At 72.8% G+C, this 14337-nt stretch carries 13 protein-coding genes; 5 read left to right on the plus strand and 8 right to left on the minus strand.

Going from position 1 to position 14337, the window contains the following annotated elements; all coding sequences use genetic code 11:
• Positions 1–143 precede the first annotated feature (143 nt).
• Genes ACIQOE_RS10005 through ACIQOE_RS10025 form a run of 5 tightly spaced genes read right to left on the minus strand, consistent with a single transcriptional unit; the run spans position 144 to position 5352 of the window.
• Entirely contained in the window at positions 144–1028 is an 885-nt protein-coding gene (locus tag ACIQOE_RS10005; protein ID WP_365557418.1) for a glycosyltransferase, read from the minus strand.
• Entirely contained in the window at positions 1025–1768 is a 744-nt protein-coding gene (locus ACIQOE_RS10010) for a CDP-alcohol phosphatidyltransferase family protein (RefSeq protein ID WP_351314593.1), read from the minus strand. Before ACIQOE_RS10010 ends, ACIQOE_RS10005 begins: the two co-directional genes overlap by 4 nt.
• 13 nt (positions 1769–1781) lie before the next feature.
• Complete coding sequence (locus tag ACIQOE_RS10015; protein WP_351314596.1) at positions 1782–2843, minus strand: iron-containing alcohol dehydrogenase family protein; 1062 nt, start codon at positions 2841–2843, stop codon at positions 1782–1784.
• Positions 2831–3583, minus strand: a complete 753-nt coding sequence (locus tag ACIQOE_RS10020; protein WP_351314599.1) for a phosphocholine cytidylyltransferase family protein — start codon at positions 3581–3583, stop codon at positions 2831–2833. Before ACIQOE_RS10020 ends, ACIQOE_RS10015 begins: the two co-directional genes overlap by 13 nt.
• Positions 3580–5352, minus strand: a complete 1773-nt coding sequence (locus tag ACIQOE_RS10025; RefSeq protein WP_365568346.1) for a DUF5941 domain-containing protein — start codon at positions 5350–5352, stop codon at positions 3580–3582. The genes ACIQOE_RS10020 and ACIQOE_RS10025 overlap by 4 nt, the downstream gene beginning before the upstream one ends.
• A 444-nt stretch (positions 5353–5796) precedes the next feature.
• On the opposite strand from ACIQOE_RS10025, the gene ACIQOE_RS10030 reads away from it, so the two are divergent.
• Together ACIQOE_RS10030 and idi are read left to right on the plus strand one after the other, a co-directional pair.
• The gene (locus tag ACIQOE_RS10030) at positions 5797–6738 is read left to right on the plus strand and encodes a cation diffusion facilitator family transporter (protein ID WP_401410816.1); all 942 of its coding nucleotides are present in this window, start codon (positions 5797–5799) and stop codon (positions 6736–6738) included.
• 209 nt (positions 6739–6947) lie between these two features.
• Positions 6948–7541, plus strand: a complete 594-nt coding sequence (gene idi, locus ACIQOE_RS10035) for an isopentenyl-diphosphate Delta-isomerase (protein ID WP_351314608.1) — start codon at positions 6948–6950, stop codon at positions 7539–7541.
• A gap of 6 nt (positions 7542–7547) precedes the next feature.
• Here the strand turns inward: idi and ACIQOE_RS10040 are convergent, their stop codons facing one another.
• Positions 7548–8042 carry an ATP-binding protein gene (locus tag ACIQOE_RS10040; RefSeq protein ID WP_351316015.1) on the minus strand — a complete coding sequence of 165 codons (495 nt, stop codon included), beginning with the start codon at positions 8040–8042 and terminating at the stop codon, positions 7548–7550.
• Between the two features lie 251 nt (positions 8043–8293).
• Between ACIQOE_RS10040 and ACIQOE_RS10045 the strand changes: the two genes are divergently transcribed.
• Positions 8294–9049, plus strand: coding sequence for an enoyl-CoA hydratase/isomerase family protein (locus ACIQOE_RS10045; RefSeq protein ID WP_351314611.1), 756 nt, complete (start codon positions 8294–8296; stop codon positions 9047–9049).
• Here the strand turns inward: ACIQOE_RS10045 and ACIQOE_RS10050 are convergent.
• Together ACIQOE_RS10050 and ACIQOE_RS10055 are read right to left on the minus strand one after the other, a co-directional pair.
• Positions 9021–9671, minus strand: coding sequence for a DJ-1/PfpI family protein (locus ACIQOE_RS10050; protein ID WP_351314614.1), 651 nt, complete (start codon positions 9669–9671; stop codon positions 9021–9023). The two genes, ACIQOE_RS10045 and ACIQOE_RS10050, sit on opposite strands and share 29 nt — an antisense overlap.
• Before the next feature lie 7 nt (positions 9672–9678).
• The gene (locus ACIQOE_RS10055) at positions 9679–10680 is read right to left on the minus strand and encodes a GlxA family transcriptional regulator (protein ID WP_401410820.1); all 1002 of its coding nucleotides are present in this window, start codon (positions 10678–10680) and stop codon (positions 9679–9681) included.
• Between the two features lie 138 nt (positions 10681–10818).
• Between ACIQOE_RS10055 and ACIQOE_RS10060 the strand changes: the two genes are divergently transcribed.
• Both ACIQOE_RS10060 and ACIQOE_RS10065 read left to right on the plus strand, forming a co-directional pair.
• On the plus strand, positions 10819–11688 hold the full coding sequence (locus ACIQOE_RS10060; protein ID WP_365557431.1) for an SCO6745 family protein: 870 nt from the start codon (positions 10819–10821) through the stop codon (positions 11686–11688).
• Positions 11689–11810: 122 nt separating this feature from the next.
• Positions 11811–14210, plus strand: coding sequence for a Tex family protein (locus ACIQOE_RS10065; RefSeq protein ID WP_401410822.1), 2400 nt, complete (start codon positions 11811–11813; stop codon positions 14208–14210).
• Positions 14211–14337 lie beyond the last annotated feature (127 nt).

The raw sequence follows: 14337 nt of genomic DNA on the forward strand, positions 1-14337 counted from the left end.
AGCCTTCGTCCTCGGATTCGTCTTACGTGCGTCTTACGAAATTGTGCTACCGGAGGTGACACGTATCCGCCATGGGACACGTTCCCGGCGCCGTCCGCGCGCCGGGACATCCCGGGAAACGCGGACGCGCACCTTCGAGCTTCTCAGATCACCGGAGGCCGGCCCAGTCGCGTGAGCTTCCACACGGTGCGCCACCGCATGGGCCGGCGGGGGCCGCACGGGGTGGTCCAGCCCTCCCGGAAGCCGGCGAACCAGGCGTGCAGGGCCGGGCGCGAGGGGCGCCGGACCAGGGTCAGCAGCATCCACACCCCGAGGTAGACCGGGACCAGGGGCGCGGGCAGGTTGCGGCGCGCCAGCCACACCCGGTTGCGGGCGACCATCCGGTGGTACACCGCGTGCCGGGAGGGCGCCGTGGTGGGGTGGTTGAGGACCATGTCGGAGCGGTAGTCGATCATCCAGCCGGCGTCCAGGGCGCGCCAGGCCAGGTCGGTCTCCTCATGGGCGTAGAAGAACTCGTCCGGCAGGCCGCCGACCTCGGCGAGGACCTGGGTGCGGACGGCGTTGGCACCGCCGAGGAAGGTGGTGACCCGGGAGGAGCGCATCGGGTCGGCGGCCCGGAGCCTGGGCACGTGCCGGCGCTGGGTCTGCCCGGTCTCCGGGTCGGCGATGCGGAAGCTGATGATGCCGAGCCGCTGGTCGTCCGCGAAGGCCCGCCGGCACAGCTCGGCGGTGTCGTGCTCGGCGAGCAGGCCGTCGTCGTCGAGGAAGAGCAGTATGTCGACGTCCCGGCCGCTGGGGCCGAAAGCCTCTATGCCGACGTTGCGGCCGCCGGGGATCCCGAGGTTCTCGGGCAGTTCCAGGGTGCGGACGCCGGCCGGGACCTCCGGGACCGGTGAGCCGTTGCCGACGACGACCACCTCGACCCGCTCGCCCTCCTGCTTGGCGACGGAGTCGAGGAGGGCACGCAGCTCGTCGGGGCGGTTGCCCATGGTGATGACGACCGCGCCGACCTTCAGCCCGGCGCTCACCGCAGCCTGCTCGACGCCAGCACGGAGACCAGGTGCAGCAGGGTCTGGAGCAGCGCGATGCCGGCCAGCACGGCGGTGCCGAGCCGGGTGAAGAAGAGGTCGCCGCGGACGTGGTCGACGATCGCGAGGAGCAGGATCAGCAGCGAGGCCTCGATGCCGAGGATGAGCCGGTGGAACCGGAGCAGGGCGGCGGCCCGGCGGGCCAGGGCCATGCCGGAGGAGCGCATCTCGGCGGCGGCCTCCTTGACCACCGGGAGACCGGCCTGGTGCCGGGCCACGCCGACCAGGTCGGTCTCGGCCTTGATCAGGATGGCGCCGAGCGCGGCCAGGGTGCCGAGGAAGGCCCACAGCCAGTCGATCCGGCCGGTGCCGAACAGGTCGGCGGCGCGCAGCCCGAGGCCGACGAGCACCGCCGCGTCGGTGAGGTAGGCGCCCACCCGGTCGAGGTAGACGCCGCCCAGCGAGTACTGCTGCTTCCAGCGCGCGACCTCGCCGTCGACGCAGTCCAGCAGCAGGTACATCTGGACGCAGACGACGCCGAGCACGGCGCCCGTGATCCCCGGCACCAGCAGGGCCGGGGCCGCGAGCACGCCGAAGAGGGTCATCAGGTACGTGAGCTGGTTGGGTGTGACCCTGGTGTTCACCAGGTAGCGGTCCACCCGCAGGGACACCTCACGCATGTAGAGGCGTCCCATCCAGTGCTCACCGCTGCGCCGGTCCTTGACCCCAGCGGGGTGCACGACCGGACGGAGTTCAGCTACCGATGGCCTTGACATAGTCGACGTAGAAGTCCTTGATCTGGTGGGTCTTGAGGTCGAGGTGTTCGAGGATGGTGTAGCGGCCGGGACGGGTCTCCGGGGCGAACTCGACGACCCGGATGAACTCGTCCACGGTGAAGCCGATCTCCTCCGGCAGCACCGGCAGTCCGTGCCGGCGCAGCACATCGGCCATGAACGCGGACTCCTCGTGGGCTCCGCGCAGGTACATCGCGAAGGCCGCGCCGAGTCCGCACTGCTCGCCATGGCTGGCGGCACGCCTCGGGAACAGCAGGTCGAAGGCGTGGTTGATCTCGTGACAGGCGCCGGAGGACGGGCGGGAGTCGCCCGACACCGACATGGCGATACCGCTGAGCACCAGCGCCTCGGCGAGCACCTGGAGGAATTCGTTCTCCCCGATGCCGCCGGGATGGCGCAGCACCGCCTCGCCGGCCTGCCGGGCCATGGCGGCCGCCAGACCGTCGATCTTCTCGCCGGTGACGCGGTGGGACAGCTCCCAGTCCGCGATCGCCGAGATGTTGGAGACGGCGTCCCCGATGCCCGAGCGCACGAAGCGTGCCGGGGCCTCCCGGATGACGTCGAGGTCGATGACGACCGCGATCGGGTTCGGCACGCCGTAGGAGCCGCGGCCCGCGTCGTTGTCGAGGGTGGCGACGGGCGAGCACAGGCCGTCGTGCGCGAGGTTCGTCGGCACGGCGACCAGCGGCAGGCCCACGCGCGCGGCGGCGAACTTGGCGCAGTCGATGATCTTGCCGCCGCCGAGACCGACGACGGCGTCGTAGCGGCCGGCCTTGATCTCGCCGGCCAGCCGGATCGCGTCGTCCAGGGTGCCGCCGCCGACCTCGTACCAAGTGGCGCCGGGCAGGCTCGGCGAGACGCGCTCGCGCAGCCTGCTGCCGGAGCCGCCGCTGACGGCGACGGCGAGGCGGCCGGAGTGCGAGATGCGCTCGTCGGCGAGCACACCCGCGAGGTCGTCGAGGGCACCCGGGCGGATGTCGACGACGACCGGTGAGGGGATCAGCCTGGTCAGTACCGGCACGCGATCTCCCGTCCCCTGGCGAGGTCGTCGTGGTTGTCGATCTCGACCCACGGGACGTCGCCGATGGGGGCCACGTCGATGCGGAAGCCGCGGTGGACCAGTTCCTGGTAGCCGTGCTCGTAGAACTGCTGCGGGTCGCTCTCCCAGACCGTCTTCAGCGCGTCGGCGAGTTCGGGGGCCGCGTCGCCCTCGATCAGGGTGACGCCGATGTACTCGCCGGTGGCCTCGGCCGGGTCCATCAGCTTGGTGATCTTCGTCATGCCCTTGGCGGGGTCGACGACGACCTTCATCTCCTCGTCGGCGAGGTCCTTGACCGTGTCCAGGGCCAGGATGATCCTCTTGCCGTCGCCGCGGGCGGCGAGCAGCGTCTTCTCGACGGAGACCGGGTGCACGGTGTCGCCGTTGGCGAGGATCACGCCGTCCTTGAGGGCGTCACGTCCGCACCACAGGGAGTAGGCGTTGTTCCACTCCTCGGCCTTGTCGTTGTCGATGAGGGTGAGCGTGAGGCCGTACTTCGCCTCCAGGGCCGCCTTGCGCTCGTACACGGCCTCCTTGCGGTAGCCGACGATGATCGCGACCTCGGTCAGGCCGATCTCGGCGAAGTTGCCGAGGGTCAGGTCGAGCACCGTGATCGAGTCCTCTATCCCGGCGGGCCCCACCGGCACCAGCGCCTTGGGCAGGCTGTCGGTGTAGGGGCGCAGACGCCGTCCGGCGCCGGCCGCCAGCACGAGGCCGATCATGCGGGTTCTCCTTCATCGTGTACGGCGGGCGCCCCTGCGGACGCCCAGAAGCGGATGCTCTCGACGAGCACCAGCCCGGCCACGACCACGGCCAGGACCGTGAGCGCAACCTCGAACTGCTGTGCGGTGAGCGCCGCGGCCACCACGGTGACCAGCAGCGTTCGCCCTTCCTGCCCCCCGACGGCACGGACCAGCCAGGCCGGAGGTGCCCCGGCGTCACCGCGGATGCGGTACACCGTGTCGTAGTGATGGTAGGCGACGGCGGCCACCAGGCCGAAAGCCGCGGGAAGGGTTCCGTTCACCCCGGATTTGCTTGCGAGGACGAGGACGGTGCCGTACTCGGCGGCCCGGAACAGCGGCGGGACCAGCCAGTCGAGGGCGCCCTTGAGCGGGCGGGCGAGGGCCTGGCCGGAGGCCAGCGCGTACACGGCGGCGCCGGCGACCGGCGCCCAGGTGACGCCGGAGAAGAGGGAGACGGTGAGAACCGCCACTCCGGCGAGCGCCACCAGGAGCGGGAGGCCGAACGGGGCGGGCAGCGCGCGGGAGACGAATCCGGCGAGCGGGCCGTTGTCGGCGAGGTCGGCCAGCGCCCGGGCGGCCCGGTCGGTGCGCCTGGCCTTGCGGGTCAGCGAACGCAGCACCCGCCCGGCCGTGGTGTAGGCCGCGGCGAGGGCGCAGCCCACGAGCAGCACGCAGAAGGTGATCCGCGGGGTCGTCACCGCGGTCAGGACGGCTATGAGAGCCCATCGTTCGCCGATGGGCAGGACTATCATCCGGCGCACCCAGACCGTCCAGCCCACGCTGTCGAGCTTGTCGGAGAGGGCCGCGGTGGGGCTGGTGTTGGCGGTGGCGTCGTGGTTGGCCTCGTTGAACGAGAAGTCGACCACGTGCCGGCAGGTCTGCAGGATCATCGCGCCCAGCGCGAGGGCCCATACGTCGTCGTGGCCGCCGCCCCGGGCCGCGCCGAGGGCGAGGCCGGCGTAGTAGGCGTACTCCTTGGCCCGGTCGAAGGTGGCGTCGAGCCACGCGCCGAGGGTGGAGTACTGCAGGGAGTAGCGGGCCAGCTGGCCGTCGGTGCAGTCCAGGACGAAGGACGCGATCAGCAGCACGCCGGCCGCGACGAACCCGGCGCGGGTGCCGGTGGCCGCGCAGCCCGCCGCGATCAGGGCGGTGAGCAGCGATGCGGTGGTGACCTGGTTGGGGGTCAGTCCGCGCCGGGCGCACCAGCGGGCGATGTACCGGGAGTACGGGCTGATGAAGAAGGTGGTGAAGAAGCCGTCCCGGGACTTCACCGCCGACTTCAGGCGTACGGCCTCGTCGTCCACGGCGGCGACGGCCTGGCGTGCCTCGTTGCGGGACTGCGGGTCGGTGGGGACGGCGGCGACCAGGCTGCCCAGCTCGGGGCGGTGCACGTCGGCGTCCAGGGCGGTGACCAGGCCGTCGACGGCGAGGTCGGTGTCGCCGCCGGCCGCGGCCTGCCGGGCCAGCGCCGAGGTCAGCGCCTGGCGGCCGGCCGGCTGGGCGGTGACGGCGCCGGGTATCGCGGCGAGCGGGAAGCGCGGGTCGGTGAGGCCGAGCCGCAGGGCGTGCGGGTGGCCGACGAAGCGGGCGTCGACGACGGCGACCCGCCGGTCGGCGGGCACCGCCGCGAGAAGGGCCTGGGTGTCGGCGCTGTCCGCGGCCGTGGACACCTCGAAGCCGAGTGCCCGCAGATCGCTCTCCAACGACGATCCGGGGACCGGCTGGCCGGTGACGATGGCGGTCGGCAACCGAACTCACTCCCTGGGTGCGGCGCGGGGCGCCGGTTCTACTGCGTGGTGGGGCGCGGTGTGCCTGGTGGCCCCCGGGCGGCATTCGGCAGAGGTTAGCGGATGGTGAGGACTGCTTGTTCACCGGCCGTTCACGGCCCGGACGACCCGCTCTGCCCCGGCCTTTGCCGAGATCATCATCGGCGATCCGGGCCCCGGCCCACAAACCGCGCTCGCGGAACGGACATCAAGGACACATCACAGACATGGAGCACCACGGCACGGGCCGGCGTCAACCGGCCGCTCCGGGCCCCGCCGCCGCACCGAAGGACACCCGGCACCGCCCTGACCTGGCGTTCGTTTCCGCAGGTCAGGGCACATGACAACGGTGTTCACCGTCGCGTTGCCGGATACCCCCCACCCGTAGTTCACTGTGCTTCCGGACGGAACGGAGAGGCGTATCTCATGGGGGCAGGGCACGACCACGGCCGCACGCACGGCCACGCGCCGCCCGTCGGCACGGCCGCGGCCGCCTACCGCGGGCGGCTGCGGGTGGCGCTGGCCCTCACCCTCGGGGTGATGGTGGTGGAGATCGCCGGCGGTCTGCTGGCGGACTCGCTCGCGCTGGTCGCGGACGCGGCCCACATGGCGACCGACGCGCTGGGCCTCGGCATGGCGCTGCTGGCGATCCACTTCGCGAACCGCCCGGCGAGCACCCACCGCACCTTCGGGTTCGCCCGCGCGGAGATCCTGGCCGCCCTCGCCAACTGCCTGCTGCTGCTCGGCGTCGGCGGCTACGTGCTGTACGAGGCGGTCCAGCGGTTCCTGACGCCCGCGGACACCGAGGCCGACGCCATGATCGTGTTCGGTCTGATCGGCCTGGCCGCCAATATGATCTCGCTCACCCTCCTGATGCGCGGCCGGCGGGAGAGCCTGAACGTGCGCGGCGCCTTCCTGGAGGTGGCGGCCGACGCGCTGGGGTCGCTGGCGGTGCTGGTCTCGGCCGCGGTGATCCTGGCCACCGGCTGGCAGGCTGCCGACCCGGTCGCCTCCCTCGTCATCGGCCTGATGATCGTGCCGCGGACGGTGAAGCTGCTGCGCGAGACCCTGGACGTCCTGCTGGAGGCGGCGCCCAAAGGCGTCGACATGGCGCGGGTGCGGACGCACATCCTCGCGCTGGACGGCGTGCGGGACGTCCACGACCTGCACGCCTGGACGATCACTTCGGGGATGCCGGTGCTGTCGGCGCACGTGGTGGTCCGCCCGGACGTGCTGGACGCCCTCGGCCACGAGAAGACGCTGCACGAGCTGCAGGGCTGTCTCGGCCGTCACTTCGACGTGGAGCACTGCACCTTCCAGCTGGAGCCGGACGGACACGCGGAGCACGAGGCGCGGCTCTGCCGCTGACGGGGCCTCGGCCGGCCCGGGACGCCGGGGCGCGCCGGGGCCGGCTCCCCCGGCGTCCTGGTGTTCGACACCCCCGCGCGGTTCCCTTTCGCACCCGTAGGGCACGATCAACTACCGGGTCCCTCTTCCGGCGTGCCCGTGCCGGGAAGTGCCGGGAGTGTCGGATTCGTACGGCAGACTTGGTGCGAGGACCGAGGCGAAGGATGGGTATGCCGATCACACCTGCCACCGCGACGCACAGCACGTCGGAGGGCACAACGGACGCGATCTTGCTCGAACTCGTCGACGAGAAGGGTGTGACCATCGGGACCGCGGAGAAGCTGGCCGCGCATCAGCCACCCGGACAGCTGCACCGGGCCTTCTCCGTCTTCCTCTTCGACGAACAGGGCAGACTCCTGCTCCAGCAGCGGGCGCTGGCCAAGTACCACTCCCCCGGCGTGTGGTCCAACACCTGCTGCGGCCACCCCTACCCCGGCGAGGCCCCCTTCGCGGCCGCGGCCCGCCGCACCTTCGAGGAGCTGGGGGTCTCCCCCTCGCTGCTCGGCGAGGCGGGCACGGTCCGCTACAACCACCCGGACCCGGCGTCCGGGCTGGTCGAGCAGGAGTACAACCACCTGTTCGTCGGCATGGTGCAGGCGGCGCTCGCGCCGGACCCGGAGGAGGTCGGGGAGACCGCCTTCGTGACGGCCGCCGAACTCGCCGAGCGGCACGCCCGGGACCCCTTCTCGGCGTGGTTCATGACCGTGCTGGACGCGGCCCGCCCGGCGATCAGGGAACTGACGGGCCCGTCCGCGGGCTGGTGAGCTGCCTCACGGCAGCGTCGCGGGTTTGAGCGGCAGGGCGGCCCAGATCACCTTGCCGCCGCTCGCCGTGTGCTCCACGTCCACGACCCCGCCCGCCTCCCTGGCCACCTCCCGCACCAGCAGCAGCCCCCGGCCGCCGGTCTGGCCGTGGTCGGCCTCCAGCGCGGTCGGGCGGTAGGGGTGGTTGTCCTCCACCGACACCCGCACCCACTCGGCGCCGACGGCGACCTCGACGGCGAGCACCGGCGACAGCAGCGCCGCGTGCTTGACCGCGTTGGTGACCAGCTCGGAGACGATCAGCAACAGTCCGTACACCAGGTCCTCCGAGACCGGGACGCCCTGACGCTGGAGCAGGTCCCGTACGGCGCGCCGCGCCTGCGGGACCGACGCGTCCACGGCGGCGGCGGTGAACCGCCAGACTCCTTCGTACGGCAGCGGTTCCGGCGCCGGAGGGCCGCCTCCCTCTGGACGCGGGTCGTGCCCACGCCCGTGGTTCTCCATGGTCCGGTCGCCACCCTCGCGCTCGATTGTCACCACACGACGAGTGTTGGCAACGACCCCCTCCGCCCCGGATGACTGAACACAAGTCAGCAACTATCGAACGGTTCTGACCGTCGGCGCATGACAAGGTCGGTTGAGCGACCGCTCCTGTTCCAGAAATGCCGACTTCATGCACTATTACGGTTGTACTGCAACACCCGGGGCGGGGCCGCCCCGCTCCCCGGCGGCGTCACGCCGATACCATCCCGGCCATGGAGCCCCACCTCTCCCACCAGGTCACCGGCGCCGTGGCCACGGTGGTCATCCACAACGCCGCCAAGCGCAACGCGATGACCGCGGCCATGTGGCGAGCCCTGCCGCCCCTCCTGGACGAGCTGTCGGGCGACCCGGACGTCCGGGTCCTCGTGCTGACCGGCGAGGGCGCGACCTTCTGCGCCGGCGCCGACATCTCCAGCCTCCGGGGCTCCCCCGCCGAGGCGCAGTCCCTCGCGGTCGCCGCCGAGGAGGCGCTCGCCGCGTTCCCCAAACCGACCCTCGCCGCGGTCCGCGGCCACTGCGTCGGCGGCGGCTCGCAGCTCGCCGCCGCCTGCGACCTGCGGTTCGCCGAGGAGGGCGCGCTCTTCGGCGTGACGCCCGCCCGGCTCGGGATCGTCTACCCGGCCTCCTCCACCCGCCGTCTGGTCTCCCTGGTCGGACCCGCCGCCACCAAGTACCTGCTGTACTCCGGCGAACTGATCGGCACCGAGCGGGCGCTGCGCACCGGCCTGGTCGACGAGGTGCTGCCCGAGGGCGGACTGGCGGGACGGGTCGAGGAGTTCACGCGGATCCTGACCGCGCGCTCCCAGCTGACGCAGGCGGCCGCGAAGGAGTTCGCCGACGGGCGCACCGACCGCGACGACCACTGGACCGCGCAGGCACGCGGCAGCGGCGACGCCGCCGAGGGCGTCGCCGCGTTCCTGGAGCGCCGCCGGCCCGGCTTCAGCTGGGCTGTTCCCGGCCGAGGATGAACCGGCTCCGGGACCGCAGCAGTTCGACGGCCTCGGCGGGCGCGCGGTCCGGGGAGCCCGCGTCGTAGGGCGGCTCCGGGTCGTACTCGATGCCGAGCTGGACGGACTGGGCGACGGCGTCCCCGGCGATCCGGCCGAGCAGGGCGAGCCCCATGTCGATGCCGGCGGAGACACCGGCGGCGGTGACGTACTTGCCGTCGGTCACGACCCGTTCGCCCGTCGGTTCGGCGCCGTACCTGCGCAGCTCGTCCAGGGCCAGCCAGTGCGAGGTGGCGCGGCGGCCGTCCAGCAGCCCGGCGGCGGCGAGCAGCAGGGAGCCGGTGCACACGGACGTGGTCCAGGTGCTGGCGGCGTCGGCGGCGCGGATCCAGTCCAGGAGCGCGCGGTTCGCCATCTGCGGGGTCTGGCCGGGGCCGCCGGGCACGACCAACACGTCGGGGCGGGGCACCTCGGCGAGGGTCTTCTCGGCGACCAGGGCGAGGTTCCCGCTGTCGGTGCGGACCGGGCCTGCCTGCTCGGCGACGAAGACGACCTCGGCGTCCGGGAGCCGGCCCAGGGTCTCGTAGGGGCCCACGGCGTCGAGGGCGGTGAAGCGGTCGAAGAGGACGATCGCGAGCTGCATGGCTCTCCTAACGGGGTCGGCCGGCCGGTGCGGGAGTGAACCTGCGCCGGTATTCGGCGGGAGTGGTGCCGAGGGCTTTGAGGAAGGCCCGGCGCATCGCCTCGGGGGTGCCGTAGCCGCTGGCGCGGGAGACCTCCTCGACGCCGTCGCCGGTGTCCTCCAGGAGGCGGCGGGCGTGCTCCAGCCGGACCCGGTCGACGTAGCGGCCGGGTGTGGTGCCGGTCTCGGCCTGGAAGGCGCGGGCGAAGTGGCGGGGCGAGAGCGCGGCACGGGCGGCCAGCGCCTCGACGCTCAGGTCGTCGTCCGGGTGCTCGGTGATCCTCCCCCACTGCCTGAAGAGCGTGGGAGGTGCCCCCAGCTGGACCTCCCGGAGCGGTTCGCGGCGGGCGGTCTGGGCGGCGAGCTGGACGCTGAACTGGGCCTGGTTGCCGGGCCTGCGCAGGAACACCACCAGGTGCCGGGCGACGACGAGCGCCACGTCCCGGCCCAGGTCCTCCTCGACGAGGGCGAGCGCCAGGTCGATGCCGGAGGTCACGCCGGCCGAGGTGGCGACCCTGCCGTCCCTGACGTAGATCGGGTCGGGGTCGACGTCGACGGCCGGGTGGTCGCGGGCCAGCCGGTCGCAGTAGGCCCAGTGGGTGGTGGCCCGGTGGCCGTCCAGCAGTCCCGCCGCGGCGAGCAGGATGGCGCCGGTGCACACCGAGACGAGCCGTTCGGTGCACGGCCCGTGCACGCGCAGCCAGTCGACCAGCGCCGGGTCGGGGCGCCGGGTGCCCTGTCCGCCGGGCACCAGGAGCGTGTGGGCCGCGGGTGCCGCGGCCAGCGCCGAGTCCGGTACGACGGTCAGCCCGCTGGAGGTGCGCACGGGCGCGCCGTCCAGCGAGGCGGTCCGGATCCGGTAGCTGCCCGGCGTCCGGACCTCAGCGCCCGTGAAGACCTCCACGGGGCCGGTGACGTCGAGACTCTGGACGCCGTCGAAGAGGACGACGAGAACGGTTCGCTGCGCCATGGAACCGATTGTTCGCCGCGCGTGCGATGGCCGCAATGACGGGTTCCCCACCTTTCCTGCCATCTCGCGGTGAAGACCGCGAGGTCGGGACGCGCACGGCACTGGAGTCCGTACCGACCAGTCGGTAACGTGCTCGCCATGACCACTGCCGTCCTGGAGCCGCGCGCCGGCCGCCGCTGCCACACCCTGCTCAACTCCCTGCACGCGACCCACTTCTTCAGCCCCGAGCTGGCCGAGGAACTGGCGGCGCTCGGCGTGACCCATCCGCGGGCCGTCAACTTCGCGGTGCGCGCCGCCGCGCTGGGGCCGGTCGGACCGGGCACGGTGACGGCCACGTTCTACAACTACAAGTACGAACTGGTGGCCCGGCACGTCCCCGCCGTCTGGCGGACCGCCTCGCCCGCCGACGTCCTCGCCGCACGCGCGCGTGCCGTCGACGCCTCGATGCGGCGGCTGCTCGGCGCCGACGCGGTGGCCTCGGCGGAGATGGCCGAGGCCGCGGTGCTCGCACTGCGCGCCACCGAGGCGTGCTCCCGCTCCGGCCGCCCGCTCTACGCCGCGCACGCGGATCTGCCGGTGCCCGAGGAGCCGCACCTCGCCTACTGGCACGCGGCCACCCTGCTGCGCGAGCACCGCGGCGACGGGCACCTCGCGACGCTGATCGCGGCCGGCCTGGACGGCCTGGAGGCCGTGGTGACCCACACCGCGACCGGCAAGGGCATGACCCCGAAGTGGGTGCTCGCCACGCGCGGCTGGAACCGCGAGGACTGGGACGCGGCGGTGCTGCGGCTGCGCGGACGCGGGCTGCTCGACGAGACGGGCGAACTGACCGCGGCGGGAACGGAGCTGCGGACGGAGATCGAGGCGGAGACGGACCGGCTGGACCGGGCGCCCTACGCACACCTGGGGCCCGCGGGAGTGGCCCGACTGACCGAACTGGCCAGGGAGTTCGCGGCGGCGGCTCTCGCCGCGGGCGCCTTTCCGGCGGATCTGGTCGGCAAGGGGTGAAAACGGCCGGCTGAGCGTCCCCGCGGCGACTTCGTGTCGCGGAACGGCGCCCTGGGGCCCGGTTGTCGGTGTCACCTGCCACAATTGCCGCGCAACCTCAGTGGAGAAGGCGGTACGGGATCGTGACGACACCCGGGTCCCTGGTTCCAGGGTCCATCGAAGGCAGGATCGCCGAGGAGCTCGGCGTACGGGAGCGGCAGGTCAAGGCTGCCGTGGAGCTGCTCGACGGCGGTTCGACGGTGCCCTTCATCGCCCGCTACCGCAAGGAAGCGACCGAGATGCTCGACGACGCGCAGCTGCGCACGCTCGAGGAGCGGCTGCGCTACCTGCGGGAGCTGGAGGACCGCCGGGCGGCGATCCTGGAGTCGGTGCGCGAGCAGGGCAAGCTCACCGAGGAGCTGGAGGCGCAGATCCGCGGCGCCGAGACAAAGGCGCGGCTGGAGGACATCTACCTGCCGTACAAGCCGAAGCGGCGCACCAAGGCGCAGATCGCGCGGGAGGCCGGCCTGGAGCCGCTGGCCGAGGGGCTGCTCGGCGACCCGACGGTGGAACCGCAGGCCGCGGCCGCCGCGTTCGTGGACGCCGGCAAGGGCGTCGCCGATCCGCAGGCGGCCCTGGACGGCGCCCGCGCCATCCTCACCGAGCGGTTCTCCGAGGACGCCGACCTGATCGGCGAACTGCGCGAACGCATGTGGGTGCGCGGCCGGCTGGCCGCGAAGGTCCGGGACGGCAAGGAGGAGGCGGGCGCCAAGTTCGCCGACTACTTCGACTTCGCCGAGCCGTTCACCGCGCTGCCCTCGCACCGCGTCCTTGCGATGCTGCGCGGCGAGAAGGAGGAGGTCCTCGACCTCGTCCTGGAGCCGGAGGAGGCGACCGAGGGCCCGTCGTCGTACGAGGGCATCGTCGCCCACCGGTTCGGGATCGCCGACCGGGGCCGGGCGGGCGACAAGTGGCTGACGGACACGGTCCGCTGGGCCTGGCGCACCCGCCTGCTGGTCCACCTCGGCATCGACCTGCGGCTGCGGCTGCGCACGGCCGCCGAGGACGAGGCGGTCGACGTCTTCGCGGCCAACCTGCGCGACCTGCTGCTCGCCGCACCGGCCGGCACCCGCGCCACGCTGGGCCTGGACCCCGGTTTCCGTACCGGCGTGAAGGTCGCCGTCGTCGACGCCACCGGCAAGGTCGTCGCCACCGACGTCATCTACCCGCACGTCCCGGCCAACAAGTGGGACGAGGCGCTGGCCAAGCTGGCCCGGCTCGCCACCGAGCACGCGGTCGAACTGGTCGCGATCGGCAACGGCACGGCGTCCCGCGAGACCGACAAGCTCGCCGGTGACCTCATCACCAGGCACCCGGAGCTGAAGCTCACCAAGGTGATGGTGTCGGAGGCGGGCGCGTCCGTGTACTCGGCCTCCGCGTTCGCCTCCCAGGAGCTGCCGGACATGGACGTGTCGCTGCGCGGCGCCGTCTCCATCGCCCGCCGCCTCCAGGACCCGCTCGCCGAACTGGTGAAGATCGACCCGAAGTCCATCGGTGTCGGCCAGTACCAGCACGACCTGTCCGAGGTGAAGCTGTCGCGTTCGCTGGACGCGGTGGTCGAGGACTGCGTGAACGGCGTGGGCGTGGACGTGAACACCGCGTCGGCGCCGCTCCTGTCCCGGGTCTCCGGCATCACCTCGGGTCTCGCCGAGAACATCGTGGCCCACCGCGACACCAACGGCCCGTTCACCTCCCGGGGCCAGCTGAAGAACGTGGCGCGGCTCGGCCCGAAGGCGTACGAGCAGTGCGCCGGCTTCCTGCGCATCCGCGGCGGCGACGACCCGCTGGACGCGTCGAGCGTCCACCCCGAGGCGTACCCCGTGGTGCGGCGCATGGTGAAGGCCTCCCACCAGGAGGTGGCGGCGCTCATCGGCAACACGGGGGTGCTGCGCTCGCTGAAGCCGGGCGACTTCGTGGACGAGAAGTTCGGTCTGCCGACCGTCGGCGACATCCTCAGGGAGCTGGAGAAGCCGGGCCGTGACCCGCGTCCGGCCTTCAAGACGGCCACCTTCAAGGAGGGCGTCGAGAAGATCTCCGACCTGTCCTCCGGCATGATCCTGGAGGGGGTCGTCACGAACGTGGCGGCGTTCGGCGCGTTCATCGACGTCGGCGTCCACCAGGACGGCCTGGCCCACGTCTCCGCGCTGTCGAAGACGTTCGTCAAGGACCCGCGGGACGTGGTGAAGCCCGGCGACATCGTCAAGGTGAAGGTCCTCGAGATCGACGTCCCGCGCAAGCGGATCTCGCTGACGCTGCGGCTGGACGACGAGGCCGCGCCGCAGGGCGGCGGCCGGCCGGGCGAAGGCGGCGAGCGGCGCCAGCGCGGCGGGCGTCCGCCGCAGCAGCGCCAGCAGGGCGGCGGACGCGGCGGCCAGGGCCAGAGCGGCGGCGGGCGCCAGGCCCCGCCGCCCGCCAACAGCGCGATGGCCGACGCCCTGCGCCGGGCCGGGCTGCTGGACGGCGGGAAGAAGGGCAAGCGCTGACCGTGCCCTCCGGGGCGGGCGCGGCCGAGCCGTAGCCGTCGCGTGCCGGGAACGCGTCCTGCGTTCCCGGCACGCGCACGGGGGTGGACGCGACCCGCGTCGCCGCCCTTCGGGCCGGGCCGTGTCC

The sequence above is a fragment of the Streptomyces sp. NPDC091282 genome (assembly GCF_044757385.1).
In the GTDB taxonomy this organism is placed as follows: Bacteria; Actinomycetota; Actinomycetes; order Streptomycetales; family Streptomycetaceae; genus Streptomyces; species Streptomyces gramineus.